Genomic DNA, 24,828 nt, shown 5'->3' on the forward strand with positions numbered 1-24,828 from the left:
AACAGGTTTAAGCTTCAGTTTTCGCCTGTTTCACGAGATCTTTATGTTTTCCCGTTATTTAGCCCCCAGCCTTCTTGCCCTCTCTGTTTCCTTCTCCGCACAGGCGGCCGAGCAAGCGCTGGAGATTGGCTATTTGCCCATCATGCCTGCTGCTCAATTGTTCGTGGGCTTAGGGTCTGGCGACTTACTGCCAGAGGGGCAACCGGATCCTAAACTGGTCCAGTTTCAAAGTGGTCCAGCGCTGACCCAGGCTCTGATCGCCGGTCAGTTGGACGTTGCCTATGTTGGTATTGGCCCCGCTTTGGTGGCCAAGGCCAAGGAAGCAGACGTCAAGGTGGTGGCCTCCAATATTGTGGAGCAGGTCAGCGTGGTGGCAATTGGTGATCTGTCCAGCTACCTGGATGCAGACAAGCCGGACTTCGCTGCTGCTGTCGCTAAATTCACTCAGGAAAAAGGGCATAAGCCCAAGGTTGCCAGCTACCCCAAAGGAGCGGTGCCCGAGGCTGCCTTGCAATACTGGCTGCGCAATATGTTGAAGGTCGACCCAGATGTGGTCGAAGTGATTTATCAAGGTGAGGCTCAGATTCAGCAAGCCTTGAGCAACCATGCTGTGGATGCTGCGGCCATTCTGGAACCTACGGTTAGCCAGATCCTGCAACGCCAACCTGATGCCAAAATCGTGGCGCACGGTGGTGAGCTGTTCCCTAATGAGCCTGGCTCGGTGCTGCTGGTACGTGAAGGTCTGATCAAATCCAATCCTGAGTTGGTTCAGCACTTGGTGAATGCTCACCTGCGTGCCACTGCCATGCTGCGTGATGAACCTGCCAAGGCTACGCCGTATGTGCAGAAGTATGTAGGCGGTGGTCGCTTGCCCAAGGATATTGTGCAGGCTGCTATCGAGCGCTCACACGATCAGTTCCAGCCTGATCCTCGCAAGATTATTGATGGCACGGTTCAGTTGCAGGACTTTCAGGTTTCTTTAGGCACGTTGGCGACCAAGCTGGCTGATGTGCAAAGCCTGTTCGATGTTCGCTTTTATGAGAAGGCAGTACCGTAATGAGTGTCGCGAAACAAGCAAGTTTGCCCGCCGCGGCACCTGCACCTGCGGGTGCCTTGGTTGATGCCTTATGGCGTCGTGGTCTGGAGCGGATTGTTTACGGTGTGGCTGGTCTGGCCTTGTTTATCCTGGTGTGGCGACTGGCTTATGCCTATGGCTGGGCTCCGCGCGGTACCTTGCCAGATCCCTTAAGTCTGCCGTCTGCCTTGTTTCAGGAAATCGAGGCCGGTCGTCTCTGGCCTGCCGCTCAATCCAGTCTGGTGCATTATTTCTGGGGCCTGGGTATTGGGACGATTCTGGGCATTGTCTTTGGCCTTGCTGCGGCAACCATTCATCGCTTTGATTTGCTGCAAGCCTATTTGGTGCGTTTGCTGCGTCCTATCCCGCCTTTGGCGTGGGTGGTGTTTGCCATTGCCTGGTTCAAGGTTAGCCATACCGGCGCGGCCTTTGTGATTGCAATTGGTGTGTTCTGGTTGAACTACTTTGCAACGTATAGCGCTGTGCGTTCGGTAGATCCACGTTATTACGAGTTGGCGGCTGCCTTTGGGCATAACTCGTACTTCTCGCGTGCCTGGACCGTGGTTTTGCCTGCGATCAGTCCCGGTTTGCTGAGTGGTGTACGTGCGGGTATTGGGCAGGCCTGGATGACCCTGATTGCCGCCGAGCTTTTAGGTGTGCCTGGCATGGGTCAGGAAATGAATGCGGCTGCCGGAGTTGGTGCTTATGACGCGGTCGTGGTCTACATGTTGATCATCTCGGTGGTTTACACCGTGTGCGACATGCTTTTTCTGACTTTCAATAAATGGGTACTTCAGTGGCAGCCTTGATTCAGTTTCAGGGGTTTGGTTTTCAATACCCCGGTGCGCCTGCACCTGTGATCCGTGATGTGAATCTGGATGTTCAGGCAGGGCATTTTGTGGCGATTGTGGGTGGTTCGGGCGTAGGCAAGAGCACCTTGTTGCGTGCGGCGGCCGGTTTGAGCCAGCCCAGTTTCGGGCATCTGCGATCCAACCTTCAAGACAGCCCAGGCCGTCGTGCGAATGCCTTTGTGTTTCAGGACAGCCGCTTGTTGCCCTGGCGTCGTATCGCCTCCAACGTGGCGTATGGTCTGGAAGGTCTGGGCCTGTCGCGTCAGGAACTGGATCAGCGTGTTGATGCGGCCTTGAATCAGGTAGGCCTGGCACATCTGAAAGACCGTTGGCCACATCAGTTGTCGGGTGGTCAGGTGCAGCGTGTCGGTATTGCGCGAGCCTTGGCCGTGCAACCAGACTTGCTCTTGATGGACGAGCCTTTTTCTGCCGTGGATGCCTTGACCCGTCAGGCCTTGCAGGATGAGCTGGTTCAGGTTTGGCAGCGCAGTTCGGCCGCAGTTCTGTTCGTGACGCACGACATTGATGAGGCTGTCTTTTTAGCCGACACCATTATTGTTCTGGGTGGCAGTCCGGCTGGTGTCAGCGCCCGGATAGAGGTAGACCTACCGCGTCCTCGAGATCGCACTTCCCCCCGCTTTGGGGAACTGGTGAAAGAGGTCGGTCAGGCCTTGTAGTCTCGTTAGCCAGTGCATCAAGAAATACGGCCCATTTAGTGGGCCGTTTCTTTTGTCCATTAGTGCCTGGAGGCTATGCACGACGATGCTCTGGCACAAAACAACCAGGCTTTATGTTCACTTCTGCTTTGTGCGCTTTACACTGCTTGTTCGACGCCTAAGCATATGACAAGGAGAGGACATGAAGCACCCGGTAAATGCGTTCAAGCAGGCTTTGCGGCAGGGCAAGTCCCAGATCGGTTTGTGGCATGGCCTGGCCAGCCCATATGTGGCGGATCTTTGCGCTGGCCTGGGCTATGACTGGATCTTGCTGGATGGCGAGCATGTCCCCAATACAGTACAGACCTTGCTGGCACAGTTGCAGGCCGTATCGGCTCATCCCATCGCGCCGATCGTGCGTCCTAGCTGGAATGACCCTGTGCAGATCAAGCTGCTGCTGGATATGGGGGCTCAGAACCTGTTGATTCCTATGGTGCAAAACGCTGAGCAGGCTAAAGCGGCTGTTGCTGCGACACGTTATCCTCCGCACGGTATTCGAGGGGTGGGTGCAGCTCTGGCTCGTGCTGCTCGTTGGGGAGCGACCACGGATTATGTGGCGCGAGCTAACCAGGAAATGTGCGTGATTTGCCAGGTGGAAACTCGTGAGGCGCTGGATAACCTGGACGAGATTCTGGCGGTAGAGGGTGTGGATGGTGTTTTCATCGGCCCGGCGGATTTGGCGGCCAGCATGGGGTATTTGACCGAACCAGGGCATCCAGATGTCCTGTCAGCGATCGAGGATGCGATTGTGCGTATCAGCAAGGCAGGTAAAGCCCCTGGAATCTTGCAGGCGAATGTCGAGGCGGCGCATCATTACCTGTCCTTGGGCGCCTTGTTTGTAGCCGTAGGTGTGGATGCCGTTTTGTTGCGACAGGCAGCGACGGCTTTGCTGGGTCAATTCAAGGACGAGGTCGTGGTGCCGCTTGCCCAGCCTGGCGCGGCTTACTAAATCTTAAGCGCCGCTATCGAGCAGAAAGCTTAGCAAGCTTTCTGCGCTAGGTTGCAGGTCGCTACGGCGGCGCACACCGATCAGAATTTCTCGTTGGCTCCATTCTTCGTCCAGCTCAATCACGCGGGTATTCGGGATCTGATAAATGCTGGCGCTCTTGCGCGGCAAGATGCCAATGCCCATGCCTGCATTAATCAACAAACACATGGCGTCGTAGCCTGATACTTCGGTGCGGATGCGCACGGAGCGGTTGGCCTCCATGGCGATTTTGGTGATCTGGTAATGCAACTGAGTGCCTGTTAGCAGCGTGATCTGCTCATGCTCCAGGGTTTGCTCAAAATGGACTTTCTCATGCTGGGCCAAGGGATGATTGAGAGGCACCAGCACGACCAGCTTGTCACTGCGAAACGGGTAGGCTTCGATGTCCGCTGCATAGGGCAGGCGGGTAAAGACACCCAGGTCGGCTTTGCCCTCTGCCAGAGCACGAATAATATCCAGGCTGGTTTGTTCTTCCAGTTGCAGGGGAATAGCTGGGTGCACACGTCCAAACTCACCTAGCGGCTCGGCCAGAAACTGAGAAATAGCCGATGTATTGGCCAGGATATGCACCAGACCTTGCTGGCCTTGCGAGAACGCTTGGAGGCGCGTTTCGATCTCTTGCGCGCTATTGAGCAATGCACGCGAGCGGTACAGCAGTTCCAGGCCTGCTGCAGTCGGGCTGACGCCTTTGTTGGTGCGTAGCAGCAAGGTGGTATTCAGAGACTGTTCCAAATCCGCAATCCGGCGGCTGACTGCCGCGGCAGCAATGTGCTCACGCTCAGCCGCCTGGCTGATCGTGCCTTCTTCCAGGATGCGGACAAACAGTTTGAGGGTCAGAAGGTCCAATTTCATGCAGGCATCATATCGCTTTTTTTTGCTTATCTGCACATGGGGTGACTGTGACAGCGAAGAGAGTCGTCGTCCTAAGCTTTATGGTTACTTCGAGTTGCGTCTACACCAGTGCCCATATGGATGTAATGGCAAAGGGTGTCATCAGCCTATATCGAGAACGAACGGCCATCCGTGGTGTGGCATTTGCTTATGAGCCGGTACAACTGCATTTTTTACCGCACGCTTTGATGACGTCCAAGCATAAAAAAAGCCCTGCCGACACACGGTCGGCAGGGCTGTGTACTGCTAAGCCTGTTTGATTAGGCTTGTGGCTTGGCGCCCGACAGGATGTGGCCAGCGTTAGGTACGCGGGTTTCCAGACCCAGGGTCTTGAGCATTTGGTACACGGTGCAAACAGCGGCGGACAGAACGGGTTTGCCGATCTGATCTTGAGCGCGCTGGATAGCGGGCAAGGAAGGCATTTGTACGCAAGCGGACAGGATGACAGCGTCCACGCCGTCGTGGTTCAAGCGCTTGACGTGTTCCAGCAGGTTTTCCGGGTTCAGCAGGCCCACTTCCAGGTTGTCCGACACTTCCAGGCTGATGGAGTCTTGAACTTCGATGCCTTCGGCTTCGATGTAGTCAGCCACGCGCTTGGTCAGCGGTTTCATGTAAGGGGTGATGATGGAGACTTTCTTGTAGCCGAATTCTTTCAGCGTATCGACCAGGGCACCGGCCGAGCTCAGCACAGGAATTTCCACGCCGTTTTCTTTAACGGTGTTTTGCAGACGGGCTTGCGAGACGCGGTGGTAGCCGTCGCCTTGGGCCATGATGGCGACCAGGCAAGCGTAGGCCATCACGCTCATGCGGGCGTCGCTCAGTTCAACCGCGCAGCGGTCGCTGGCGATGTCCATGGCTTTCAGCTCTTCGGGGTTCACGTGCATCATGCGCATGCGCGAGGAGTGGAAAGTGAAGCGCTCTTCAGGAAACTCAGCGTAACGAGCCTGCAACATGGCAGGAATCTCGGTTTCCATAGTGGTGTTGGAGCTAGGAACGATCTGACCGATGCGGTAGGTTTTCATAAGTATCTGTCTCTGAAGGTGGTTTTTAGATTGACGCCTTCATTCTAGGACCCGTTTTCTTCCTTGCAAATCAATCATCTGTCAACGTGCCATCGCCAACGGCGATGGCAGAATTGGCAGAGATCAGGACTGGCCGGATTGCCAGCGCCAGGTGTCGTCGCTCTTCGTTTGGAGATTGTGTAAGCGACCTTCAACTGCAAGGTGCACTGCCAAGAGGGGCCAGCGTGTACTTGCTTTTTTTAGTCTATGCGTTTCAAGGCTGTTTTGTAGTGACCGCCGCGTTCGGCGTAAACACTGGCGTTCTGGCGCAGCTTGGCAATGTCTTCATCGCTCAGGGTGCGCACGGCCTTGGCGGGTGATCCGATGATCAGGCTGCGTTCCGGGAAGACTTTGCCTTCTGTGACCAGTGCCCCGGCACCGACCAGGCTATCGCGACCGATGACGGCACCGTTCAGCACGACGGCCTGGATGCCGATCAACGCGCCTTCACCGATGGTACAGCCGTGCAGCATGGCTTGGTGGCCGATGGTGACGTGGTTACCAATATCCAGGGGATAGCCGGGGTCGGTGTGCAGTACGGCACCTTCTTGTACGTTCGAGCCTACGCCCACGGTAATGGTTTCGTTATCGCCACGGATAACAGCGCCGGGCCAGACACTGCTGTGCTCTTTCAATACGACCTTGCCAATCAGGGTGGCCTCTGCGGCAACAAAGCTGCTGTCGTGGATTTGTGGGCTGTGTTCGTCTAGTTGATAAATAGGCATAACAATGTACAAAAATCAGAAGTCGAAGAGGGAGGCGGAGTACAACCAGCCTGGATAGGATTCGCTGCGCTGGGTATAGGTGAGCTTTGGGGCAGCTGAGCAAAGATCATAATGCCGGGCATACTGGAATGCCGGCAAGATAGCGCCTGCAGAAGCCTCGTTAATGATCTGGCCAAGGCAGAAAAAAGGTTGATGGTTCAAGCGGGCTGCCAGATCCTGATCACGATAATAAATATAGCCCGGTACGTCACCCAGTATCTCTTTTGAGGCGGAGGGAGAGAACATATAGTCGTCGTTCATTTCCCCTGTTCGTATGAAAAAGTCATCTGAAAAGATATTTTCTTGATGGAAAAAGCGGGTCAAGGCTGGTTTGTGGTCTCCAACAAGCAGGATCATGGAGTCTGGATGGTCGGCAAGGAGTCGGTCGGCAAAATCAGCTGCATCACGCAGGCTTTGAGTGAGTTTCTCTTGGTAGTGTTGCTCACCATGGTCACCGTCGCGTGGGTAGTAGGCCCCGTGTGTATAGACGGTTGTGATGAACTGAAAGTTTGGTCCGTCACTGTTTTGCCGCTCTTGAGTTGCAGCCTTGAAAAGAATCTCATCGTTGGCCCATATCGGGCCGTCGTAGTTCATGTCTTCAAGAGCGAGAAACCGTCGAAACCCAAGCTTTGGATTAATAATGTGTCGGTTCCAGAAGACCGCATTGTGATTGTGTAGTGAGACGCTGGCATAGCCGCTGTTTTCAAGGCTACGGGGCCAACTCCAAGCTTGTGGGGAGAGCAGCTTCGTGTATTCCTGGTAAATGATGCCATTTAAGGCGCCATTTGCAGGTAATCCTGTCAGGAGTTCAAATGCTGAGTTGACAGTCCCTCCCCCATACACAGGGGCAATAGCGCGGAAGGCTTGAAAGCCAATTTTTTCTAAAGGACTGAACGCTTCTTTGAAATGCTGTTCATCATGCCAGCATGCTTCACAGAGAATCACAATGATGTTTGAAGGCTGAACTGACGTATCAGTGCTGGACTCTGTCAAAATATCAAATTGCTCCCGTTCTGTGGTTGAAGGCTTCGGGGGTATACGGCGCTGACTTGTTTGAACTAAATGGGTGAGCAGGCCATTTTTTCTGATATTTCTGGGCCAGTCCCAGACGACATAGTTGATGTCTTGACGTGTCAGCTCAAACTGCGCTACGTGACTTAATGGGGTGTCGATACGGTTTAAGTAGGGATGGAGGGACAGCAGGGAGAAAAGGGCTGCCAGCACAATCCCGGTCTTTTTTAAGCGTGCTGTTTGATCAAGGCGCATCAGCAGCACAATCCCGGCGACCACTAGTAAGGCATAGATGATGTGGGATTGGTTTATGTAGTGCGGCACAACTGACAGATTGTCAGTGCGAGTGATATCCGTCCAGCTAAGCGGTTCAGTAGTCAGCGCTTGCTTGGTGTTACTGGCTTCTGTCAGTAACAAGGAGACCCCCGCAGTCAGGGCCCCGGCTACTGTACAGGGCAGAACCACTCGCAGTAGAAAGTAGAGCGCAAATAGCGGGGCCATAGAGAGCGCCAGCGCAAGCCATCGATATTGGTCTGCCTCATCCAGAAAGAGAAAATCCAGATGGTCTTGCAAAAGATAGTGCTGGAAGTACCCCAGCGCGATAACAACAGCCAGCTCGATGAGTCTTGTTCTTGTCATGGCGTAAGCGAACAGCCCGGCTCGAGAGCCGGGCTGTTGTCAAATGAAATGAGGGACGTTCGAGCTTAGCTTGTTTCGCCGAACAAGTCATATTCACTGGAATCCGTAATGCGCACGCGCACCATTTGGCCGGGTTCCAGCTTTTGTTCGCTGGTGATGAAGACGTTGCCATCAATTTCGGGGGCGTCGGCGCTGGAGCGGCCAACGGCATCGCCGTCCTCATCAATCTCATCAATCAGCACATCCATTTCGCGGCCCACTTTGGCGGCCAGGCGAGCGGTGGAGATGGCTTGCTGATGTTCCATGAAACGTTCCCAACGCTCTTGTTTGACTTCGTCGGGGACGATGCCATCGAGCTTGTTGGCGGGAGCGCCTTCCACGGGAGAGTATTGGAAACAGCCGACGCGATCCAACTGGGCTTCGGTCATCCAGTCCAGCAGGTATTGGAAGTCTTCCTCGGTCTCGCCGGGGAAGCCCACGATGAAGGTGGAGCGGATGGTCAGATCCGGGCAGTCCTGACGCCATTGCTTGATACGTGACAGGGTGCGGTCTTCAAAGGCTGGGCGCTTCATGGCGCGCAGCACAGAGGGGCTGGCGTGCTGGAACGGAATATCGAGGTAAGGCAGCACTTTGCCTTCAGCCATCAAGGGGATGATGTTGTCCACGTGCGGGTAGGGGTAGACGTAATGCAGACGTACCCAGGCGCCTAGCTCGGAGAGGGCAGCACTCAAGTCCAGCATGCTGCTCTTGACGGGGCGGCCATTCCAGAAGCCGGTGCGTTGGCGGATGTCGACACCATAGGCGCTGGTGTCCTGAGAGATCACCAGCAGCTCTTTGACACCGGCCTTGACCAGACGCTCGGCCTCGCCCAGAACGTCGCCTACAGGGCGGCTGACGAGCTTGCCGCGCATGGACGGGATAATACAGAAGCTGCAACTGTGGTTACAGCCTTCGGAAATCTTCAGGTAAGCGTAGTGGCGCGGAGTCAGCTTGATGCCTTGTGGGGGCACCAGATCAATATAAGGATTGTGATCCAGCGAGGGCGGGGCGGCTTCGCGCACCGCACGCAGCACTTGCTCGTACTGTTGGGGGCCACTGACGGACAGCACCGAAGGGTGAACCTCACGGATCAGGCCTTCGTCCACACCCATACAGCCGGTGACGATAACGCGGCCGTTTTCAGCCAGCGCTTCGCCAATCGCTTCCAGCGATTCGGCCTTGGCGCTGTCGATAAAACCACAGGTATTGACCACGACCACGTCAGCATTGTCGTAGCTGGGGGTGATCTGATAGCCGTCAGTACGCAGTTGGGTAAGAATTCGTTCGGAATCGACCAGGGCCTTGGGACAACCCAGGCTCACGAATCCGACTTTGGGGGCGCTCATAGAGGGTCCTTCTGGAGCTTGAGGGCTCGAAATTGGGAAATAGGCTTGATTTTACCGTCCCATGCCCGGATGCGTGCGGATCTTGTGTGTTTGGGCCCGGTTTATGCGGTAAATAGTGCTACAGTCGCAGTCATATTTTTCTTTTCTAGCGGTTGTCCTGTGTCCGACACACATCTTTCCCCCTCCTTGCCCCTGTCCGAAGTCATGCTGTTGAGCGCGCGCAATATTGAAGGCGTGCTGGCAGGCAAATCCCTGACTGAAAGTTTGGCGGCAACGCCAGCCTCTGCCCGTGGGGCAGTGCAATCGATCAGCTTCCATGTTTTGCGCCGTCTGGGCCATGCTCGTCAGATCCGTATCACGCTGGTGCCACGTCAGCCCAGCAATACCTGGCTGGATGCCTTGCTGATGGTGTCGCTGGCCTTGCTGGATACCGCCATGCGTGTGCAAGAGGATGCCAAGGCCTTTGAGGATCGTCCGGATGTGCCGGTGTACGCCGTGCATACTGTGGTGGATCAGGCAGTGCGGGCGGCAGATAGCCAAGCGGCCTTGCGTCTGTCCAAGGGCCTGGTCAATGGGGTGCTGCGTCGCTTTACCCGCGAGCGCAAGATGATTTTGTCCCAAGTGGAAAGCCGCCCAGAAGCGCGTTGGAACCACCCAGGGTGGTGGGTCAAGGAATTGCGCCGTGCGTACCCGCGTGATTGGGAAGCGCTGCTGCAAGCTGCGAATCGCCCGGGTCCTTTGACTTTGCGTGTTAACCAGCGTCGTTGCTCGGTGGAGCGCTTGCAGGCGGTGCTGACGGAAGCCGGTATTGCGTCCAGCAGCCCGGGAGCCGGTGCGGTCACTTTGGACAAAGCGATGCCTGTGCAGGCGATTCCTGGCTTTGATCTGGGTTGGTGGTCGGTGCAGGATTGGTCGGCTCAACAAGCGGGGCTGCTGTTGCCCGTTAAAGATGGCATGCGCGTTCTGGATGCGTGTGCGGCTCCAGGTGGCAAGACCGCTCATCTGCTGGAACAGGCTGATTTGTCTGTGCTGGCGCTGGATTCGGACGCGGAGCGTCTGGAGCGTATCGGCCACAACCTGCGTCGTCTAGGCCTGGAAAGCGATAAGGTTCAGCTCAAGCGTGGTGATGCTGCTCGTCCTGCGCAGTGGTGGGATGGTCAGCCTTTCGATGCGATCCTGGCTGACGTGCCCTGCACCGCCTCGGGGATTGTGCGTCGCCACCCTGATATTCGCTGGCTGCGCCGCGAGTCGGACATTGCCGATACCGCGCGTTTGCAAAGCTCTATACTGGATGCCTTGTGGTCCACATTGCGACCCGGCGGGCACTTCCTGTATTCGACCTGCTCGATTTTCCCTGCAGAAGGGCAGGAACAGGTCGAGGCGTTTTTGGCCCGTCACCCGGAAGCCCAGCTTCTGGATTCTCCCGGCCAGATTTTGCCCGGTGTTGCCGGACGATCGCTGGCAGATGGCGACGGTTTTTTCTACGCCTTGTTTACGCGCCCGGTTTGACTTGTCACAATTAGGGCTCTGACTTTGTCCTTTTTGCGGTTAATCACGATGTGGCGCGTTTTTTTGTCTTTTCTGCTGATTTTCAACTGCGCGCTAAGCTCGGCTAATACGATTGTGCCGGTCGCTACGTCGGGAGAGCGAGTCGTCAAGGTCGAGCCCCGTATTCGAGACGAAAAACTGTATATCGATGCCGACGTCGAGTTCGAGCTCAGTCCCGAATTACGCACCGCTGCCGAGAAAGGCGTGCCGCTGTATTTCACGGTTGAAGTGGAATTGGCTCAGCCGCGCTGGTACTGGTTCGACAAGAATGTTGTTAAGGAACAACAGACTTGGCGGGTCGTGTATAACGCGCTGACTCGTCAGTGGCGCGTTGGCACCGGGGATCTGTCTTTGCCCGAATCTTCCATGAATGACGCATTGGCCATGCTGCGGCATATCCGCGTCTGGCCCGTGGCCTATGTGGCTGATCTGGACCGCGACCAGGAATACCAAGGTCGTGTGCGTCTGCGCCTGGATACCTCTTTGCTGGCCCGTCCGTTCCAAGTGGACGCCATCAATAGTTCTGCCTGGACACTGGCTACTCCATGGAAAACCTTTTCCTTTTCCGTCTCCGTCGACGAGCCCCAACCTTGATCCGTTGGATCTTGCGCACCGCTCTGTTCGGGGCGGGCGTCAGCGCGTTGGCGCTGTTTTCGCTTCTTGTCTGGTCAACTGGCAATGCCTCGCGCTACGCACAGCAATATGACTTGCTGCTGGTACTTAACGGGGTGCTGGCGGCCACGCTGATTTCCTGGGTGCTGTTGCTGACCATTCGTCTGTTCAGGCAGATACGCAGGCGTCAGTTTGGCGCTCGCATGACAGCGCGTTTCGCTTTTTATTTCACTTTGATCGGCATTATTCCGGGCGCACTGATTTACGTGCTGTCGGTTCAGTTCATGTCGCGTTCGATCGAGTCCTGGTTCAACGTGCGGGTGGATTCCGCGCTGGAATCGGGCTTGGCCCTGGGCCGGGCGGCGCTGGACTCGCAGCTCAATGAATTGGAAGGGCGCGCCAGTGAAATGGTGACGGCGCTCAATAAGGCCGATAGCTCGCAGTACAGCAGTCTGTTGATTTCCTTGCGCGAAAACAGTGGTGTCACCGAGGCCATGGTGTTTTCGGGCAATGGCCGTTTGATTGCTTTTTCGTCGGCACGCTACGACACCTTGCTGCCGGATATGCCGCCATCCAGCGTGATGAACCAGTTGCGTATCGCTGGCCGTTTTTCGGCGGCTGAAGTGGATGATGACGCTCCTGTACGCGATAACGGTCTGGATGAAGGCGGTGTGCCTGCAGAGTCCACGGGTTTGCGTTTGCGTACGGTCTTGCCATTGGCTGATCCCAATCGTTTTACGGCGACCTTGAGCGGTACGGCAGATTCGCGTTGGCTACAGGTGATTCAGCCTGTGCCTGACAAGATTGCCCGTAATGCTAATCAGGTGCAGCAAGGCTTTCGGGATTATCAGGAGCTGGCTCTGTCCCGTCAGGGTTTGCGCAAGCTCTACGGTATTACGCTGACACTGGCTTTGATCCTGGCCGTGTTTACTGCTGTGGCGGCGGCGCTGGCGCTGTCACGTCGTCTGACTCGTCCTTTGCTGACGCTGGCGGCGGGGACGCAAGCCGTGGGGGTAGGGGATTACCGTGCCTTGCCAGAGCCTCCCGCCAAGGATGAGGTCGGCCAACTGACCCGCTCTTTCAATGCCATGACCCGGCAACTGGATGAAGCGCGGCGCATGGTCGAGAAAAACCGCCTGCAACTGGAGCGCTCCAATATGTACCTGGAGTCGGTGCTCAGTAACTTGTCCAGCGGTGTGTTGGCCTTTGACGAGATGTTCCGTGTCACCATGTTCAACCAGGGGGCGCAGCGTATCTTGCAGGTGGACTTGCGCTCTATTAAAGGTCGTCCGCTGGAAACGCTGGAAGGGGCGCTGACTTTTGCGTCCGTGATTCGTGAGGCTTTTTCCACGCATCAGGCCATGGGTTCGGACCATCCGTATTGGCAGCAGCAATTTGAATTGGAAATGAAAGAAGGTAATGAAGCGCGTGATACTATCGTCACCGTTTTAGCCCGTGGTACTTTGCTGCGTGTGGATGGTCAGCCAACCGGTTATCTGGTGGTGTTTGACGATATTACCGACGTGATTTCCGCCAGCCGTCTGGTGGCCTGGAGCGAGGTAGCCCGACGCTTGGCACACGAGATCAAGAACCCGCTTACCCCGATTCAGTTGTCTGCTGAACGTCTGGCCATGAAACTGGAGTCGCAGTTGGACGAGGTCCATGCGGCCATGCTGCTGCGCTATACCAATACCATCGTCAATCAGGTCAGCTCCCTGAAAAAGATGGTGGAAGATTTCCGCGAATATGCCCGTAAACCTGCGACGCAGATGCAAGCCCTGAATCTGAACGAGCTGATCACTGAAGTACTGACGTTATATGGTTGGGACCCGGAAGAGGGCATGGTCCGGGACGATGGGTATAGTGTGGCGATTGATGTGGAACTGGACCCCGATTTACCCATGGTGCAAGGGGACCCCACACAGTTACGCCAGGTTATTCATAATCTGCTGGCCAATGCTCGTGAAGCGGCTGCCCAGGATCAATCACTTGACCAGGCGCATGTATTTGTTAAAACCATGATTGCGGGCGTAGAAGGTTCCGACTCTTGTGCCGTCAGTTTTGTGGTGTCAGATAACGGGCCTGGTTTTGATCCCCAGATGTTGGTGCGCGTTTTTGAACCTTATGTCACCACCAAGCCCACCGGCACGGGTCTGGGACTTGCTATAGTTAAGAAAATCATCGAGGAGCACGGCGGCAGAATCGATGTTTCCAATCGTCGTGAGGGGGGGGCTCGCATTTCCATCCTCTTTACCCGGCTTGCTGGCCAGCATATTCGTCTGGACTCTGGGCGGCGAGCAAACGATAATGCGTAAAAATCACGTAGGTGACGTTTTATGGCCAGAATTCTGGTAGTTGATGACGAAATCGGCATTCGGGAACTTTTGTCGGAAATTCTTTACGACGAAGGGCACACCGTGCAATTGGCAGAAAATGCCGCCCAGGCTCGCGAGGCACGCTTGCGGGGCCGCCCCGATCTGGTCTTGCTGGATATCTGGATGCCAGACACTGACGGTGTCAGCCTGCTCAAAGAGTGGGCCTCCCAAGGCTTGCTGGATATGCCTGTGGTCATGATGAGCGGCCACGCCACGGTGGATACCGCGGTGGAAGCAACCCGTATTGGTGCGGTGGACTTCCTGGAAAAACCCATCACCATGCAGCGTTTGCTGAAAACAGTGGCCTCGGGTCTGGAGCGCACAGTTGCGCCCAAGGCTTTGGCAGCGGCTGCTCGCCCAGTGGTTCAAGGTGGGGATCGTCGCCCTGAAGCCGCGACAATGGTTCCTGGCATGGCACCTGCCATGGCGGTGGCTGAGGTCGAACAGGATGAGTCCCAGCTAGGCAGCATTTCTTTGGATCTGCCTTTGCGTGAAGCGCGTGACGAGTTCGAGCGCATTTATTTTGAATATCATCTGCGCCGCGAAAATCACAGCATGACGCGAGTCTCGGAACGCACCGGACTGGAGCGCACCCACTTGTACCGCAAGCTCAAGCAGTTGGGTATCGACTCCTCGCGCAAGCGTAACCAGTCCTGATACAGTAGTTACCAAATACGTGGCCGGGAGGAGTCTGGCCTGCCCCAACGCTGCGAGTGAATGCAGCCTTAGGGATGTTTGGATTGAGGCGGCCATTTCAGGCCGCCTGGCTGCTTAGAGAGCGGCCACGGATGCCGCAACAGGCAATGCCTGCAGCTTGGTCACGGTATCCAGGCAAGTACGGGCCGCTTCCTGGCCCTTGAGCACAAAGTGACGGTGGAAGTAGTCGTGGTGCTCTTTGCCATCATGGAAATGGTGCGGAGTCAGTACGACCGAGAACACAGGCACGTTGGTGCTGAGCTGTACTTGCATCAAGCCCTGAATCACTGCGGTAGCCACAAAGTCGTGGCGATAGATACCGCCATCAACAACCAGACCCGCAGCGACGATAGCGGCGTATTGCCCGGACTGGGCCAGACGCTGTGCATGCAGTGGAATTTCAAATGCGCCGCCTACTTCAAAGAAGTCGATCAGGCTGCTGTCGTGGCCCATTGCTTTGACCTCGTCGACAAAACCCTGGCGGGCCTGATCAACAATGTCTTTGTGCCAGCAAGCTTGAATAAAGGCGATGCGGGGAGCCAGAAGATTGGCTGGAGTAATACTGTTCATCTTGATTTCCTGTTTTATGACAACAAAAACAGGGCATGCAGGAAGCAGGATAGCTCAAGCCCATAGCGGGATCACTCCCGGAGAGGGTGTTGAGGATATCCCGTTCTCTCTTTATCCGGACTATACCGTCGGCCCCGGAATCACACCGGGTCTGCTGTCCCTGACCTAAGGTCAGGCGCTCGCGGGCTAGGCTAGTGCCATTACCGCCGGTGGGGACTTGCACCCCGCCCTGAGAACGTAGTTGGCCGGAGAGGCCAACTGAGCGAGTGTACCGCTAAACCATTTTTTTGTCAGAGCTGGCCGGAGCTTGGGTTGCCAGTGGCAGCAGCAAGCGAAGGGTGCAGTGGGGGCCAGGCAGAAAATGGGCTTGGCCGCCATGACGCAGCAGAATCTGGCGCACAATCGTCAGCCCCAATCCCGCCCCTTTGCTGGCACTGTCTTGCTTGTGAAAGCGTTCAAAAGCCAAGTGGGCGGTCTGCGCATCCAGGGCGCTGCCCTGATCACTGATGTCGATGGCGCAGCTATCCGCCTGTGGCTGATGCAGGCGTAGCGTGACAGTGTCTTTACCGTGGGTCAGCGCATTGTCCAGCGCATTGGCGATTGCCTCAGCCAAATCAGCCTCGCAGGCCAGCACCAGGTCTTGTGGGCTGTCATCCTGAAATTGAAGTTCACGTCCGGCTTGCTCAAACAGGGGCCATAGCTCTCCCATGACACGTCGGCATAGCGGGGCTAATGCGGTTTTATCGACCAGTTCTGTGGGCTGTTCCTGTTTGCGCGCCAGGCTTAGCCATTGGCTGACCAAACGCTGTAAATGGGCAATGTCTTCGCGCAGTAAATCCCAGTCTTTGTCGTCGTGATGTTGCGTCGTTTGTAGCCGTAAAGACATGACCGCCAAGGGCGTACGCAATTGATGAGCGGTATCTGCGACCAATTGTTGTTCATGGCGATAGGCCTGCATCAGACGGTCCAGGCTTTGATTGACCGCCTGCGCCAAAGGGCGGATTTCTTTGGGCAGTTCCGTGACTGGCAAGCGCAGCTCGGGTTGTGCGGGCCCCAGTGTAGCGGCCAGGCTTGCCGCTTGCCGTACCGGGCGCAAGGTCCAGTGTATGAGCCAGGCAATCAGCAACAGGCCCACCGCACAGACTGGCAGCCATAAGAGCAGAGAGCGCCACATGCGGGTTTGCAGCAAAGCGCCGATCAGTTCACGCTCGCGTTGATCCCGTTTGGCGACCATCAGGATCTCGCCAGTGGGCAGTGTCACCGAAACGGATACGACATAGCCGCTACGGTGTTTCAGCTTGAATAGAGCCAGTTCGTCCTCGGGCTGGGCAGGGCGCAGGCGTCGTGGGATTTCCAGATTGGAGGAGGCCTGGAGCAGGGCTCCCTGGGCACTGTAGAGCGAGTAGGACATTTCTCCACCGGCGTACTGCCGTGGCAAGCTATCCAGCGATTCTTCTGGCCTGAAGTCCCGGGCAATTTCTTCGGCTTGCAGAAAAAGACTGATGCGGCGCAGCTCGTCCCGGGTATCGAACAGGGAGACGGCCAAAGCACAAAAACCCAAGGCCAGCATTAGCAGCAGGCTGATCAGGAGCCGCCTGCGCAGGCTGAAAGCGCGCTTGCTCACAGGGTACGCAAACGGTAGCCAACACCTCGAACCGTGTCGATGCACACAAGTGCATTGTGATCACGCAGCTTGCGGCGCAGTTTGGAGATCAAGGCTTCGATGGCATTCAGGCTGATCTCGGTCTGACTGTTGTAGAGCTGCTCCAGCAAGTAATCCTTGACCAGCAAACGTGGGCTGGCCTGCATCAGTTCCAGCAATAGCACACTTTCCCGACGCGGCAGCATCAAGGCCTGGTCATTCACCCAGGCTTGTCGGACTTCGGGTTCGAATCGCAGATTGGCGATGATCAGTTGCTGATAGCGATGGGGGGCAGCCCGCCGCAAGATCGCACTAAGGCGTGCCTCCAGCTCAACCAGATCAAATGGTTTGAGCAGGTAGTCATCCGCACCGCCACGTAGTCCTTGAATGCGATTGTGGACCGCGTCACGGGCGCTCAGGATCAGGCAGGGCAGGCGTTGGCTGCGGTCTGGATGATGCAACTGAGCCAGAATTTCCATGCCATCCATATCGGGCAGGCCCAGATCCAGAATCAGGGCGTCAAAGCTGTGCTCTTGGAGCAGGGCCAAGCCAATCCGGCCGGTGGTAGCCGTGCGGATAGCGTATCCCTGCCCTTGCAAATGGGTCGCCAGCAGGCTCAGCAAAGGCCTGTGGTCTTCAATGATCAGAATGTTTTTCATCAGACTACGGTCAGAAACCGGGCTCATGATAGTAGCAAATAGAAATGAGTTTGGTTCGTATTATAAATAATGGAAGAAGCCGTGATGAAAATGAAAACGGGCCTTTGCTGGCCCTTGGCTGCCTTGTCCCTGGCATGCATGTCTGCCTGGGCGCAGGAACGTAATGAAGTCGAGCAGTTAAGTACTATCTCTGTGACTGCCTCGGGGTTTGCGCAGGAAGTGGTGACGGCACCGGCTTCCATCACGGTCATCCCGCGTGAGGAGCTGGAGGGCAAGCGCTTCGAGTCCTTGGCCGATGCCTTGCGGCAGGTGCCGGGCGTCAGCGTTTTGGGGGGCGACAAAGGAGCTATCTCGATCCGTGGCATGGAGTCCGAGCACGTGCTGGTTCTGATTGATGGCCGTCGTCAGGATATGCGCCAGATCACCATGAAGGGCGGGGTGTCTGAAGCACTGGATATGAACTGGATTCCCCCGCTGGAAGCCATTGAGCGTATCGAAGTGGTGCGTGGCCCCATGTCCACGCTGTACGGCTCGGAGGCCTTGGGCGGGGTGATCAATATCGTCACGCGCAAAGTGGCTGATAAATGGCACGGTTCGGTGACGGGTGGCTATACCTTGCAAGACAGTGGCTCGGCAGGAAATAGTGGCTCGGCTGATTTGTATCTGTCCGGCCCTATCGTGCCTGGTCGCCTGGGTTTGCAATTCTGGGGTTATCACAAGCAGCGTCAGGAAGATCAGGTTCTGAATGGTTTTGCGCGTGCTACACGCCAAAACGGCACCGTGCGTTTGTGGGCCACCCCGAATGCCAATCACGAATTCATGTTTGAAGCGGGGCGTACGACTCAGCACTTCTGGACTACTCCTGGCAAGTCCTTGGCATTGACCGGCAAGGCAAATGAAAATGAATATGTGCGCGACACCTACACACTGGCGCACACAGGGCGTTGGGACGCTTTTGATACCGAATTGAGCATCAACCGGGAGCAGGCTTACCGCGATGGCCCCACCCAGAGCGCACGCCCTGATATTCGCAACACCGTGATTGATGGCAAGCTCACTATGCCTCTGGCTGATCACATGCTGGTCGGCGGGTTTCAGTGGCGTAAAAGCGAGCTGAAGGCCGATGGCTATTACGCCAATCCGAATGGCGCAGGCGTGGATACCTCGGTGCGTGAGTACTCCTTGTTCCTGGAAGATGAATGGAGTCTGTCCCCGTCCTTTGCGCTGACGGCAGGTGTGCGTATGGATGATAACGAGTTCTATGGTCGCCACTGGACTCCACGCCTATATGGCGTGTGGAGTGCCACGGATGCTTGGACGCTGAAAGGCGGGATTGCCAAAGGCTTCAAGTCGCCCACGATTATGCAAAGCAATCCGCAGATCGGTTTGCCGCAGCGTGGTGGTGCCTATACCTGGGGTAATCCGGATCTGGAACCTGAAGCCAGCACCAACGTAGAGCTGGGCTTGTACTTTGATGACGGCGGGCCCCTGAGCGGCAATGCGACCTTGTTCCACACGCGCTACAAGAACAAGATTGCTAATACGGGTTCGCGTCAGTTGTATTACCCCGATGGCCGTCCCGTGCCACCGGACCCATACACCAACAGCATGTACAGCACCTACTTCAACATTACTGAAGCGCGTGTGCAGGGTCTGGAGCTGGGTTTGGCCTACCGCTTCAACGATCAGTGGAAATTGCGCGGTAGCTATACCTTCACGGACTCCAAGGTGCGTAACGGTAGCGCCACTATTCTGGGCTTCGGGTATCCACAATCTGAAGGTCAGCCCCTGGTTGCGACCCCTCGCAATATGGGTAGCCTGACGGTGGATTGGACGCCGAATGAAGCTGTGTCTGCTTTCTCGACTCTGAATGTACGTGGTCGTGAAACCAATATTTCCTGGGGGCAGGGTGGTGCGGTCAGCGACAGCATGGGAACGATTGCAACCATTGATCTAGGTGCAAGCTGGCGCGCCAGAAAAGACCTGAGCTTGAGTGCTGCCGTCTATAACCTGACTGACCGTCGTCGTGATTCAGGTACAAACGGCGCTTACTCCTACGCGGAAGATGGGCGACGCTTCTGGTTGCAGGGGGAATACCGCTTCTAAGCGAGAGTGTTATTCCTGGGGCTTGGGGCGGCGGCTGATAGTGGAAATAGGCACGCTGACCTCACCCAGGGTGCTGCGACGACTACGGGCACGCCAGGCGTGTCCGTAGGCAATTTCCAGGCTCAGATGCAAAGTGCCATCCATATGGCGCTGTTTTTCCAAAGCATTGAGCAGGCGTTGACGCCACGGCAGCGTACTGAGACTGGCTTTGCGTTGGGGATGCGGGTTGCCACCCAGCAGACGCAAATCATCCAGCAGTTTTTCAGCGCTACGATAGGTCAGGGTCACGACTTCCTGGTCCATGACGGGGTCTGCAAAGCCGTTTTCCAGCAGCAAATCCCCAAAGTCGTGCATATCCACGAATTCCAGTGTCTGGGTGCCCAGATCGGCCTGCTCCATGGCGCTGCGCAGTTCAGCCAAAGAGCCCGGGCCCAGACAAGAGAACATGACCAGCGTTTCGGGTTTGAGCAAGCGGTTCCATTCCGCCAGCACCCGATGAGGCTCAGGGTGCCAGTGCAGGGCCATATTTGACCAGACCAGTTCCTGGCTTTCGGCAGGCAAGCCGCTTTCGGCCATATCGGCATGAACCCAACTGGCTGCCGGGGTGGGTTGATTGCGCAGTTTCTGCCACAGACTGGGCTTGGCCTGGTAGCGCTCGCGGGCGACTTCCAGCAGTTTTTCACTGCGATCCAGCCCGGTGTAAATCATGTCCGGGTAGCGGGAACGCAAGGGTTCCAGCGCGTGGCTGGCACCGCAACCTGCATCCAGAATATGAGTGGGCTGCAAACGCACCAGGGCCAGTCGGGACAACATCCGCTGTGCGACTTCACCATAAAGAAACTGAGCGTGATCCAGGGGAGCGCGGCGATTGAACTGCTGCTCGACGTGGGCGGAGTTGATTGGCAAAGAAGGTAACTGGGACATAGTTGCGCGGACGTTGCTGGCCTGGATCAGTGGCGTGTGCTGTGATCAGGTCAGCCTGGCTCTGAAAGGTAATGATCTATTATGGCGCATCCCCTGTTCCGGCGCGAGTCGCCCAACCGTCTTGTAGGGATTCCTCTGCTGGCGCGACCCTGTGTACTGTGTGGTCTGCGCTCGCAAACTGGCTCGCTGTGCGCTCTGTGTCGGGACGCGCTGGGCGCAGCGGCTCAAGGTTTGCGCTGTCCGCGCTGTGCCTTGGCCTTGCCGCCGCTGGCTTTACTGGCTTGCCCGGATTGCGGTGCGGGACAGATAAGCTTGCACGCCACGGTCACAGGATTCGATTATGAACATCCTGGCGATATGTTGATCCATGCGTTTAAAATTTCACGTCGGCTGGAAATGGCGGCAGTACTTGCTGAGCTGATGGTGCAGCAATGGCGCTGTCAGGGGCCTCCGCTGGATTCAGATACCTGGGTAATACCAGTGCCGTCTCAGCGCCGTGCCTTGCATCGTAGAGGCTTTAATCCGGCAGCGGTGCTGGCCAAGCGTGTGGCACGCTTATTAGGGGTGTCAGCTCATTTGCATCTGGTCGCGTCGCAGTCTCGGCATGATCAGGCCCAGAAGTCCTTGGGACGTCAAGCGCGCAGACAGGCTATGCGGGGAGCTTTTAAGGTGTTGGCACCATTGGAAGGGCGGCCTGTACTGCTGGTTGATGATGTGCTGACCACAGGGGCCACGTTGGACTCTTTGGCGCGGGCTTGCCGTTGGGCGGGGGCGGGTGCTGTGTATGCCCTGGTTGCCGCCCGGGCGCCCTGGAAATTGAAGGCACTCTAGCCTTGTATACTTCGCCGCTGACGCGCGGCTTTTCTTTGCATTTTTTCTGCATTTTTTAGGTTCTTCATGTTTCATATCGTCCTGGTTTCGCCCGAGATCCCTCCCAATACGGGTAACGTCATTCGACTGGCGGCCAATACAGGTTGTGTCCTGCACTTGGTGCGGCCCTTGGGCTTTGAGCTGGAAGACAGCAAGCTGCGCCGCGCCGGGCTGGATTATCACGAGTGGGCGCAGGTGAAGGTACATGACAGCCTGGAAGAAGCCTTGCAGGCCACGGGCTCTGCACCTGATCGCGCGTTTGCCCTGACTACACGTGGCAGCCATTTGCTGGCTGAGCAAAGTTTTCAGCCAGGGGATGTGTTCGTGTTCGGCCGCGAAACCGCCGGTTTGTCTGTCGAGCAACTTGCGCTGTTTCCTAACGAGCAGCGGATTCGCCTGCCCATGTTGACGGGGCAACGCAGCTTGAATCTGTCCAACGCTGTGGCGATTTGTGTGTTTGATGCCTGGCGGCAAGCGGGTTACGAAGGTGGTGTTTAAGCTCGGGCAGAGGTAAGTAGCAAGCTTGAGTCTTGGATCGAGGCACTACGTCAAACTTGTCATTTAGCAGTGTGTACGACGAATTCTGTTGAAGTGATGAGGGCTGGAGAATCTTGTGTTAGAGCTTTTTTGTGCTTTGACACCACAGGAACAAGACTCAAGAAGCGGAAGCTTGTTACGGGACACGCTGACTTACACGTATTTATTTTCTGTTGATAGTCTCAAAGAAAACGGCCCTACAAACGAAGAGTTTGCAGGGCCGTTTTTGTGGAATCCAGTTGTTGGTTTTATTCCAGCGACAGGTTCAATCGTTCAATCACCTCATCCCAACGAGCTTTGTCGGCAATGATCTTGTCCGTCATTTCTTGCGGCGTTGATGGCTCGGCCGAGAAGTAAAAAGCGTTGAGCTTGGCCTTGATATCGTCGCGTTGCAGGATGGTGGTGACTTCCTGGTTCAGACGTTTGACCACATCATCCGAGGTGTTGTGCGGCACAAAGAAAGCGTCCCAGGAAATTGCCTCGAAGTTTTCCAGGCCAGCTTGGGCCATGGTGTTCAGGCCGGGAAGCAGTTCGCTGGGCTGCAAGGAAGTCACCGCCAGGGCTTTAACCTTGCCTGCTTCGACCTGGGGCATGGCAATGCCGGGAACCATAAAGGCCGCGTCAATGTCGCCACCAATAATGGCGGTCAGGATTTGCGGGAAGCCCGAGTAAGGGATTTGTTCCAGCTTGATATCGACAGCGTGCTCCAGCATGGCCATGGCCAGGTGGGCCGAGCTGCCGGGGCCGACCGAACCGTAGTTCAATTCGCCGGGGCGAGACTTGGCCAGGGCAATGAATTCTTCCACGGTGTTGGCGGGCGAGTTCGCCGGTACCACCAGTACGTTGGGGCTGGTGCCAATCATGGAGATGGCCTGCAAGTCCTTCAGCGGGTCGTAACCCAGCGAAGTCTTGTACAGGGTAGGGGCAGTCACCATGGGGCCATTGATGGTCAGCAGCAGGGTGTAGCCGTCGGGTTTGGCGTGTGCCACAAAGCGGGTGCCGATATTGCCACCAGCACCGGGACGGTTATCAACAATGACGGTCTGGCCCAGAGCTTGGGACAGAGGCTCGGAAATGGCACGGGCCAAGGCGTCAGGCGAGGAGCCTGCCGGGAAGGGCACCACCATTTGAATGGGACGCTCGGGCCAACTGGATTGGGCTTGAGCCGAGTGCGCCAGCAAACCGGTGCAGGCCAGCCCCAGAACGGAGCGGATCAGAAGATCACGAGAACGAGCAAGCAATGACATTGTTTTGATTCTGAGTAAGAGACGGTTGACCGCAGGTCTGGCAGCGCGGGTCAGGTGCCAGATCGGGCAGACGAAGGTATTAGTGGCCTTCCTGCTTGGCCTCGCGGGTTAACAAGGCGTGGACAGCTTCGCGCGGGGCCAGTTGTTCAAACAGGATCTGGCAGACCGCTGCGGTAATCGGTAGTTCAATCTGGTGCGCCCGGCCCATTTCCAGAACCGAACGGGCACAGCGCACACCTTCGGCGGTAATGCCGGTGGCCAGGATGCTGTCCAGGCTTTCGCCTGCACCCAGCGCCAGGCCCACTTGGCGGTTGCGGGACAATTCGCCCGTGGCTGTCAGCACCAGATCACCCAAACCTGCCAGACCAGAGAAGGTTTCTGCCTGACCACCTAATGCGACGCCCAGGCGCTGCATTTCAGCCAGGCCTCGGGTAATCAGGGCGGCACGGGCGTTGTGGCCCAGGCCCAGTGCATCGGCAATGCCACAGGCAATAGCCATAATGTTTTTGACAGCACCGCCCACTTCCACACCGATCATGTCGGTGCTGGTGTAAAGACGGGCTTGTTTGCCATGCAGAGCCTCCAGGGCAATGCCGGCCATATCAGCAGGCTCGCAAGCCAGAGTCAGCGCAACAGGCAGGCCTTTGGCGACTTCCAGGGCGAACGAGGGGCCAGAGAGCACGGCACGGCCTAACCAGGGATGGTCGGGCAGGCTTTCACGCACAATCTGGTGGGGCAATAAACCGCTTTCCTGATGAAAACCTTTGCAGGTCCACACCAGCAGGACGGGATGACGACGGGTCGCAGGCAAATGCTGCGCCAGGTCCAGACAGGTTTGCGCCAGACCACGCACAGGTACACCCAGAATCAGCAGGGCAGGGCCGGTGTCGTCGCCCAGGGCGAAATCCATGACTTGCTGCAGGCTGTCGCTGGCCTGTAGCGATTCGGGCAGCAAGACATCGGGCAAGTACGCAGGGTTGCGATGATCCTGCCCGATGGCTTGCGCCGTTGATGCTTTGCGCGCCCAGACCATCGTGGGAGCCTGGGTGCTGGCCAGGGCGGCCAGTGCCGTGCCCCAGCTTCCAGCGCCCAGAACTGCAACACGAACGGGAGTGTGCGCGTTTGACATCATTAAGCCTGCAAAGGCTGGCCGTCAGCTTGTGCGGCACCTTGTTGCTGCGCCATGCGCTGCTCGTACAGAGACTGGAAGTTCACTTCAGTCAGGTGCAAGGCAGGCAAGGATGTGCGGTTGATGGCATCAGCCACGGCAGCACGCAAGTAGGGGTACAGCATGGTGGGGCACACAATGCCCAGCAGAGGCTCAAGTTGCTCTTCAGGGATGTTGGCGGCTTCAAAAATACCGGCCTGGGTGGCTTCCACCAGGTACATGACCTTGTCGCCAATGCGAGTGGTCACAGTGGCGGTTACGGTGCTTTCGTAGACCGTGTCAGCCAGGCGTTGGCCGCCCACATTGATGGACACTTCCACGGAAGGGGCCTCTTGCTCCAGAAAGATCTGGGGAGCGTGGGGCATTTCGATGGACAGGTCTTTGATGTAGGTGCGCTGCAGGCTGAAGCTGGGTTGTTGAGCTTCTTGTTCAGCGGCTGGGGTGTTCTGGTCGGCCATGGGTGATCCTATGGGATAAAAAAATTGTTAGAAAA

General features: G+C 56.6%; 23 protein-coding genes and 1 riboswitch. Of the genes, 11 read left to right on the forward strand and 12 right to left on the reverse strand.

Going from position 1 to position 24,828, the window contains the following annotated elements:
• Positions 1 to 43: 43 nt before the first annotated feature.
• From OSH09_RS08505 to hpaI, 4 genes are all read left to right on the forward strand, one after another.
• Entirely contained in the window at positions 44 to 1,057 is a 1,014-nt protein-coding gene (locus tag OSH09_RS08505; RefSeq protein WP_266120736.1) for an ABC transporter substrate-binding protein, read from the forward strand.
• Positions 1,057 to 1,884 carry an ABC transporter permease gene (locus tag OSH09_RS08510; protein ID WP_222668936.1) on the forward strand — a complete coding sequence of 276 codons (828 nt, stop codon included), beginning with the start codon at positions 1,057 to 1,059 and terminating at the stop codon, positions 1,882 to 1,884. The genes OSH09_RS08505 and OSH09_RS08510 overlap by 1 nt, the downstream gene beginning before the upstream one ends.
• Entirely contained in the window at positions 1,860 to 2,603 is a 744-nt protein-coding gene (locus tag OSH09_RS08515; RefSeq protein ID WP_266120737.1) for an ABC transporter ATP-binding protein, read from the forward strand. Before OSH09_RS08510 ends, OSH09_RS08515 begins: the two co-directional genes overlap by 25 nt.
• A 181-nt stretch (positions 2,604 to 2,784) precedes the next feature.
• On the forward strand, positions 2,785 to 3,591 hold the full coding sequence (gene hpaI / locus OSH09_RS08520; protein ID WP_266120738.1) for a 4-hydroxy-2-oxoheptanedioate aldolase: 807 nt from the start codon (positions 2,785 to 2,787) through the stop codon (positions 3,589 to 3,591).
• A gap of 3 nt (positions 3,592 to 3,594) precedes the next feature.
• On the opposite strand, the gene OSH09_RS08525 is transcribed toward hpaI, so the two are convergent.
• The 5 genes from OSH09_RS08525 to rimO form a co-directional block, all read right to left on the reverse strand.
• Positions 3,595 to 4,482: a LysR substrate-binding domain-containing protein gene (locus OSH09_RS08525; RefSeq protein ID WP_266120739.1), complete on the reverse strand. Its 888-nt coding sequence runs from the start codon at positions 4,480 to 4,482 to the stop codon at positions 3,595 to 3,597.
• A gap of 299 nt (positions 4,483 to 4,781) precedes the next feature.
• Positions 4,782 to 5,543, reverse strand: coding sequence for a maleate cis-trans isomerase family protein (locus OSH09_RS08530; protein ID WP_042486802.1), 762 nt, complete (start codon positions 5,541 to 5,543; stop codon positions 4,782 to 4,784).
• Positions 5,544 to 5,782: 239 nt separating this feature from the next.
• Positions 5,783 to 6,307, reverse strand: coding sequence for a gamma carbonic anhydrase family protein (locus tag OSH09_RS08535; protein WP_162090863.1), 525 nt, complete (start codon positions 6,305 to 6,307; stop codon positions 5,783 to 5,785).
• 15 nt (positions 6,308 to 6,322) lie between these two features.
• Positions 6,323 to 7,996, reverse strand: coding sequence for a sulfatase-like hydrolase/transferase (locus OSH09_RS08540; RefSeq protein ID WP_266120740.1), 1,674 nt, complete (start codon positions 7,994 to 7,996; stop codon positions 6,323 to 6,325).
• A gap of 65 nt (positions 7,997 to 8,061) precedes the next feature.
• Entirely contained in the window at positions 8,062 to 9,381 is a 1,320-nt protein-coding gene (gene rimO, locus OSH09_RS08545) for a 30S ribosomal protein S12 methylthiotransferase RimO (protein WP_266120741.1), read from the reverse strand.
• 204 nt (positions 9,382 to 9,585) lie between these two features.
• On the opposite strand from rimO, the gene rsmB reads away from it, so the two are divergent.
• The 4 genes from rsmB to OSH09_RS08565 are packed head-to-tail and all read left to right on the forward strand — an operon-like array spanning position 9,586 to position 14,573.
• Positions 9,586 to 10,890 carry a 16S rRNA (cytosine(967)-C(5))-methyltransferase RsmB gene (rsmB, locus tag OSH09_RS08550; protein ID WP_266120957.1) on the forward strand — a complete coding sequence of 435 codons (1,305 nt, stop codon included), beginning with the start codon at positions 9,586 to 9,588 and terminating at the stop codon, positions 10,888 to 10,890.
• A 48-nt stretch (positions 10,891 to 10,938) separates the two neighbouring features.
• Entirely contained in the window at positions 10,939 to 11,523 is a 585-nt protein-coding gene (locus OSH09_RS08555; RefSeq protein ID WP_266120742.1) for a DUF4390 domain-containing protein, read from the forward strand.
• The gene (locus OSH09_RS08560) at positions 11,523 to 13,856 is read left to right on the forward strand and encodes a sensor histidine kinase (RefSeq protein WP_266120958.1); all 2,334 of its coding nucleotides are present in this window, start codon (positions 11,523 to 11,525) and stop codon (positions 13,854 to 13,856) included. Before OSH09_RS08555 ends, OSH09_RS08560 begins: the two co-directional genes overlap by 1 nt.
• Positions 13,857 to 13,877: 21 nt before the next feature.
• The gene (locus OSH09_RS08565) at positions 13,878 to 14,573 is read left to right on the forward strand and encodes a response regulator (RefSeq protein WP_207872329.1); all 696 of its coding nucleotides are present in this window, start codon (positions 13,878 to 13,880) and stop codon (positions 14,571 to 14,573) included.
• Between the two features lie 114 nt (positions 14,574 to 14,687).
• Here the strand turns inward: OSH09_RS08565 and OSH09_RS08570 are convergent, their stop codons facing one another.
• The 3 genes from OSH09_RS08570 to OSH09_RS08580 form a co-directional block, all read right to left on the reverse strand.
• The gene (locus OSH09_RS08570; protein ID WP_207872328.1) at positions 14,688 to 15,182 is read right to left on the reverse strand and encodes a 6,7-dimethyl-8-ribityllumazine synthase; all 495 of its coding nucleotides are present in this window, start codon (positions 15,180 to 15,182) and stop codon (positions 14,688 to 14,690) included.
• Between the two features lie 98 nt (positions 15,183 to 15,280).
• Positions 15,281 to 15,423, reverse strand: a riboswitch (FMN riboswitch).
• A 33-nt stretch (positions 15,424 to 15,456) separates the two neighbouring features.
• Positions 15,457 to 16,806 (reverse strand): ATP-binding protein, encoded by a 1,350-nt coding sequence (locus OSH09_RS08575; protein ID WP_266120743.1) that lies wholly within the window; start codon positions 16,804 to 16,806, stop codon positions 15,457 to 15,459.
• Positions 16,803 to 17,510: a response regulator transcription factor gene (locus OSH09_RS08580; protein ID WP_266120744.1), complete on the reverse strand. Its 708-nt coding sequence runs from the start codon at positions 17,508 to 17,510 to the stop codon at positions 16,803 to 16,805. The genes OSH09_RS08575 and OSH09_RS08580 overlap by 4 nt, the downstream gene beginning before the upstream one ends.
• A gap of 57 nt (positions 17,511 to 17,567) precedes the next feature.
• Between OSH09_RS08580 and OSH09_RS08585 the strand changes: the two genes are divergently transcribed.
• Positions 17,568 to 19,589, forward strand: coding sequence for a TonB-dependent receptor domain-containing protein (locus tag OSH09_RS08585; RefSeq protein ID WP_266120959.1), 2,022 nt, complete (start codon positions 17,568 to 17,570; stop codon positions 19,587 to 19,589).
• A gap of 9 nt (positions 19,590 to 19,598) precedes the next feature.
• Here the strand turns inward: OSH09_RS08585 and OSH09_RS08590 are convergent, their stop codons facing one another.
• Positions 19,599 to 20,513, reverse strand: a complete 915-nt coding sequence (locus OSH09_RS08590; RefSeq protein ID WP_207872326.1) for a methyltransferase domain-containing protein — start codon at positions 20,511 to 20,513, stop codon at positions 19,599 to 19,601.
• A gap of 81 nt (positions 20,514 to 20,594) precedes the next feature.
• On the opposite strand from OSH09_RS08590, the gene OSH09_RS08595 reads away from it, so the two are divergent.
• On the forward strand, positions 20,595 to 21,344 hold the full coding sequence (locus OSH09_RS08595; protein ID WP_266120745.1) for a ComF family protein: 750 nt from the start codon (positions 20,595 to 20,597) through the stop codon (positions 21,342 to 21,344).
• 66 nt (positions 21,345 to 21,410) lie between these two features.
• Positions 21,411 to 21,881, forward strand: coding sequence for a tRNA (cytidine(34)-2'-O)-methyltransferase (locus OSH09_RS08600; protein ID WP_266120746.1), 471 nt, complete (start codon positions 21,411 to 21,413; stop codon positions 21,879 to 21,881).
• A 287-nt stretch (positions 21,882 to 22,168) separates the two neighbouring features.
• Here the strand turns inward: OSH09_RS08600 and OSH09_RS08605 are convergent, their stop codons facing one another.
• The 3 genes from OSH09_RS08605 to secB form a co-directional block, all read right to left on the reverse strand.
• Positions 22,169 to 23,167: a Bug family tripartite tricarboxylate transporter substrate binding protein gene (locus OSH09_RS08605; protein ID WP_207872324.1), complete on the reverse strand. Its 999-nt coding sequence runs from the start codon at positions 23,165 to 23,167 to the stop codon at positions 22,169 to 22,171.
• Between the two features lie 79 nt (positions 23,168 to 23,246).
• A complete protein-coding gene (locus OSH09_RS08610) occupies positions 23,247 to 24,299 on the reverse strand; it encodes an NAD(P)H-dependent glycerol-3-phosphate dehydrogenase (protein WP_376912161.1) in 1,053 nt (350 codons plus the stop codon).
• Positions 24,299 to 24,793 (reverse strand): protein-export chaperone SecB, encoded by a 495-nt coding sequence (gene secB, locus OSH09_RS08615; protein WP_207872323.1) that lies wholly within the window; start codon positions 24,791 to 24,793, stop codon positions 24,299 to 24,301. The genes OSH09_RS08610 and secB overlap by 1 nt, the downstream gene beginning before the upstream one ends.
• Between the last annotated feature and the right edge of the window lie 35 nt (positions 24,794 to 24,828).

The organism is Alcaligenes parafaecalis (assembly GCF_026344135.1).
GTDB classification, from domain to species: Bacteria; Pseudomonadota; Gammaproteobacteria; order Burkholderiales; family Burkholderiaceae_B; genus Alcaligenes; species Alcaligenes parafaecalis.

Excerpts from the sequence above, each read along its gene's own strand:
- OSH09_RS08555 (WP_266120742.1), top strand. The coding sequence starts at position 10,939 with ATGTGGCGCGTTTTTTTGTCTTTTCTGCTGATTTTCAACTGCGCGCTA.
- OSH09_RS08505 (WP_266120736.1), top strand. The coding sequence starts at position 44 with ATGTTTTCCCGTTATTTAGCCCCCAGCCTTCTTGCCCTCTCTGTTTCC.
- OSH09_RS08605 (WP_207872324.1), bottom strand. The coding sequence starts at position 23,167 with ATGTCATTGCTTGCTCGTTCTCGTGATCTTCTGATCCGCTCCGTTCTG.
- OSH09_RS08610 (WP_376912161.1), bottom strand. The coding sequence starts at position 24,299 with ATGATGTCAAACGCGCACACTCCCGTTCGTGTTGCAGTTCTGGGCGCT.
- OSH09_RS08515 (WP_266120737.1), top strand. The coding sequence starts at position 1,860 with ATGGGTACTTCAGTGGCAGCCTTGATTCAGTTTCAGGGGTTTGGTTTT.
- OSH09_RS08600 (WP_266120746.1), top strand. The coding sequence starts at position 21,411 with ATGTTTCATATCGTCCTGGTTTCGCCCGAGATCCCTCCCAATACGGGT.
- OSH09_RS08530 (WP_042486802.1), bottom strand. The coding sequence starts at position 5,543 with ATGAAAACCTACCGCATCGGTCAGATCGTTCCTAGCTCCAACACCACT.
- OSH09_RS08565 (WP_207872329.1), top strand. The coding sequence starts at position 13,878 with ATGGCCAGAATTCTGGTAGTTGATGACGAAATCGGCATTCGGGAACTT.
- OSH09_RS08525 (WP_266120739.1), bottom strand. The coding sequence starts at position 4,482 with ATGAAATTGGACCTTCTGACCCTCAAACTGTTTGTCCGCATCCTGGAA.
- OSH09_RS08535 (WP_162090863.1), bottom strand. The coding sequence starts at position 6,307 with ATGCCTATTTATCAACTAGACGAACACAGCCCACAAATCCACGACAGC.
- OSH09_RS08510 (WP_222668936.1), top strand. The coding sequence starts at position 1,057 with ATGAGTGTCGCGAAACAAGCAAGTTTGCCCGCCGCGGCACCTGCACCT.
- OSH09_RS08570 (WP_207872328.1), bottom strand. The coding sequence starts at position 15,182 with ATGAACAGTATTACTCCAGCCAATCTTCTGGCTCCCCGCATCGCCTTT.
- OSH09_RS08540 (WP_266120740.1), bottom strand. The coding sequence starts at position 7,996 with ATGACAAGAACAAGACTCATCGAGCTGGCTGTTGTTATCGCGCTGGGG.
- rsmB (WP_266120957.1), top strand. The coding sequence starts at position 9,586 with ATGCTGTTGAGCGCGCGCAATATTGAAGGCGTGCTGGCAGGCAAATCC.
- OSH09_RS08580 (WP_266120744.1), bottom strand. The coding sequence starts at position 17,510 with ATGAGCCCGGTTTCTGACCGTAGTCTGATGAAAAACATTCTGATCATT.
- OSH09_RS08585 (WP_266120959.1), top strand. The coding sequence starts at position 17,568 with ATGAAAATGAAAACGGGCCTTTGCTGGCCCTTGGCTGCCTTGTCCCTG.
- OSH09_RS08590 (WP_207872326.1), bottom strand. The coding sequence starts at position 20,513 with ATGTCCCAGTTACCTTCTTTGCCAATCAACTCCGCCCACGTCGAGCAG.
- hpaI (WP_266120738.1), top strand. The coding sequence starts at position 2,785 with ATGAAGCACCCGGTAAATGCGTTCAAGCAGGCTTTGCGGCAGGGCAAG.
- rimO (WP_266120741.1), bottom strand. The coding sequence starts at position 9,381 with ATGAGCGCCCCCAAAGTCGGATTCGTGAGCCTGGGTTGTCCCAAGGCC.
- secB (WP_207872323.1), bottom strand. The coding sequence starts at position 24,793 with ATGGCCGACCAGAACACCCCAGCCGCTGAACAAGAAGCTCAACAACCC.
- OSH09_RS08595 (WP_266120745.1), top strand. The coding sequence starts at position 20,595 with ATGGCGCATCCCCTGTTCCGGCGCGAGTCGCCCAACCGTCTTGTAGGG.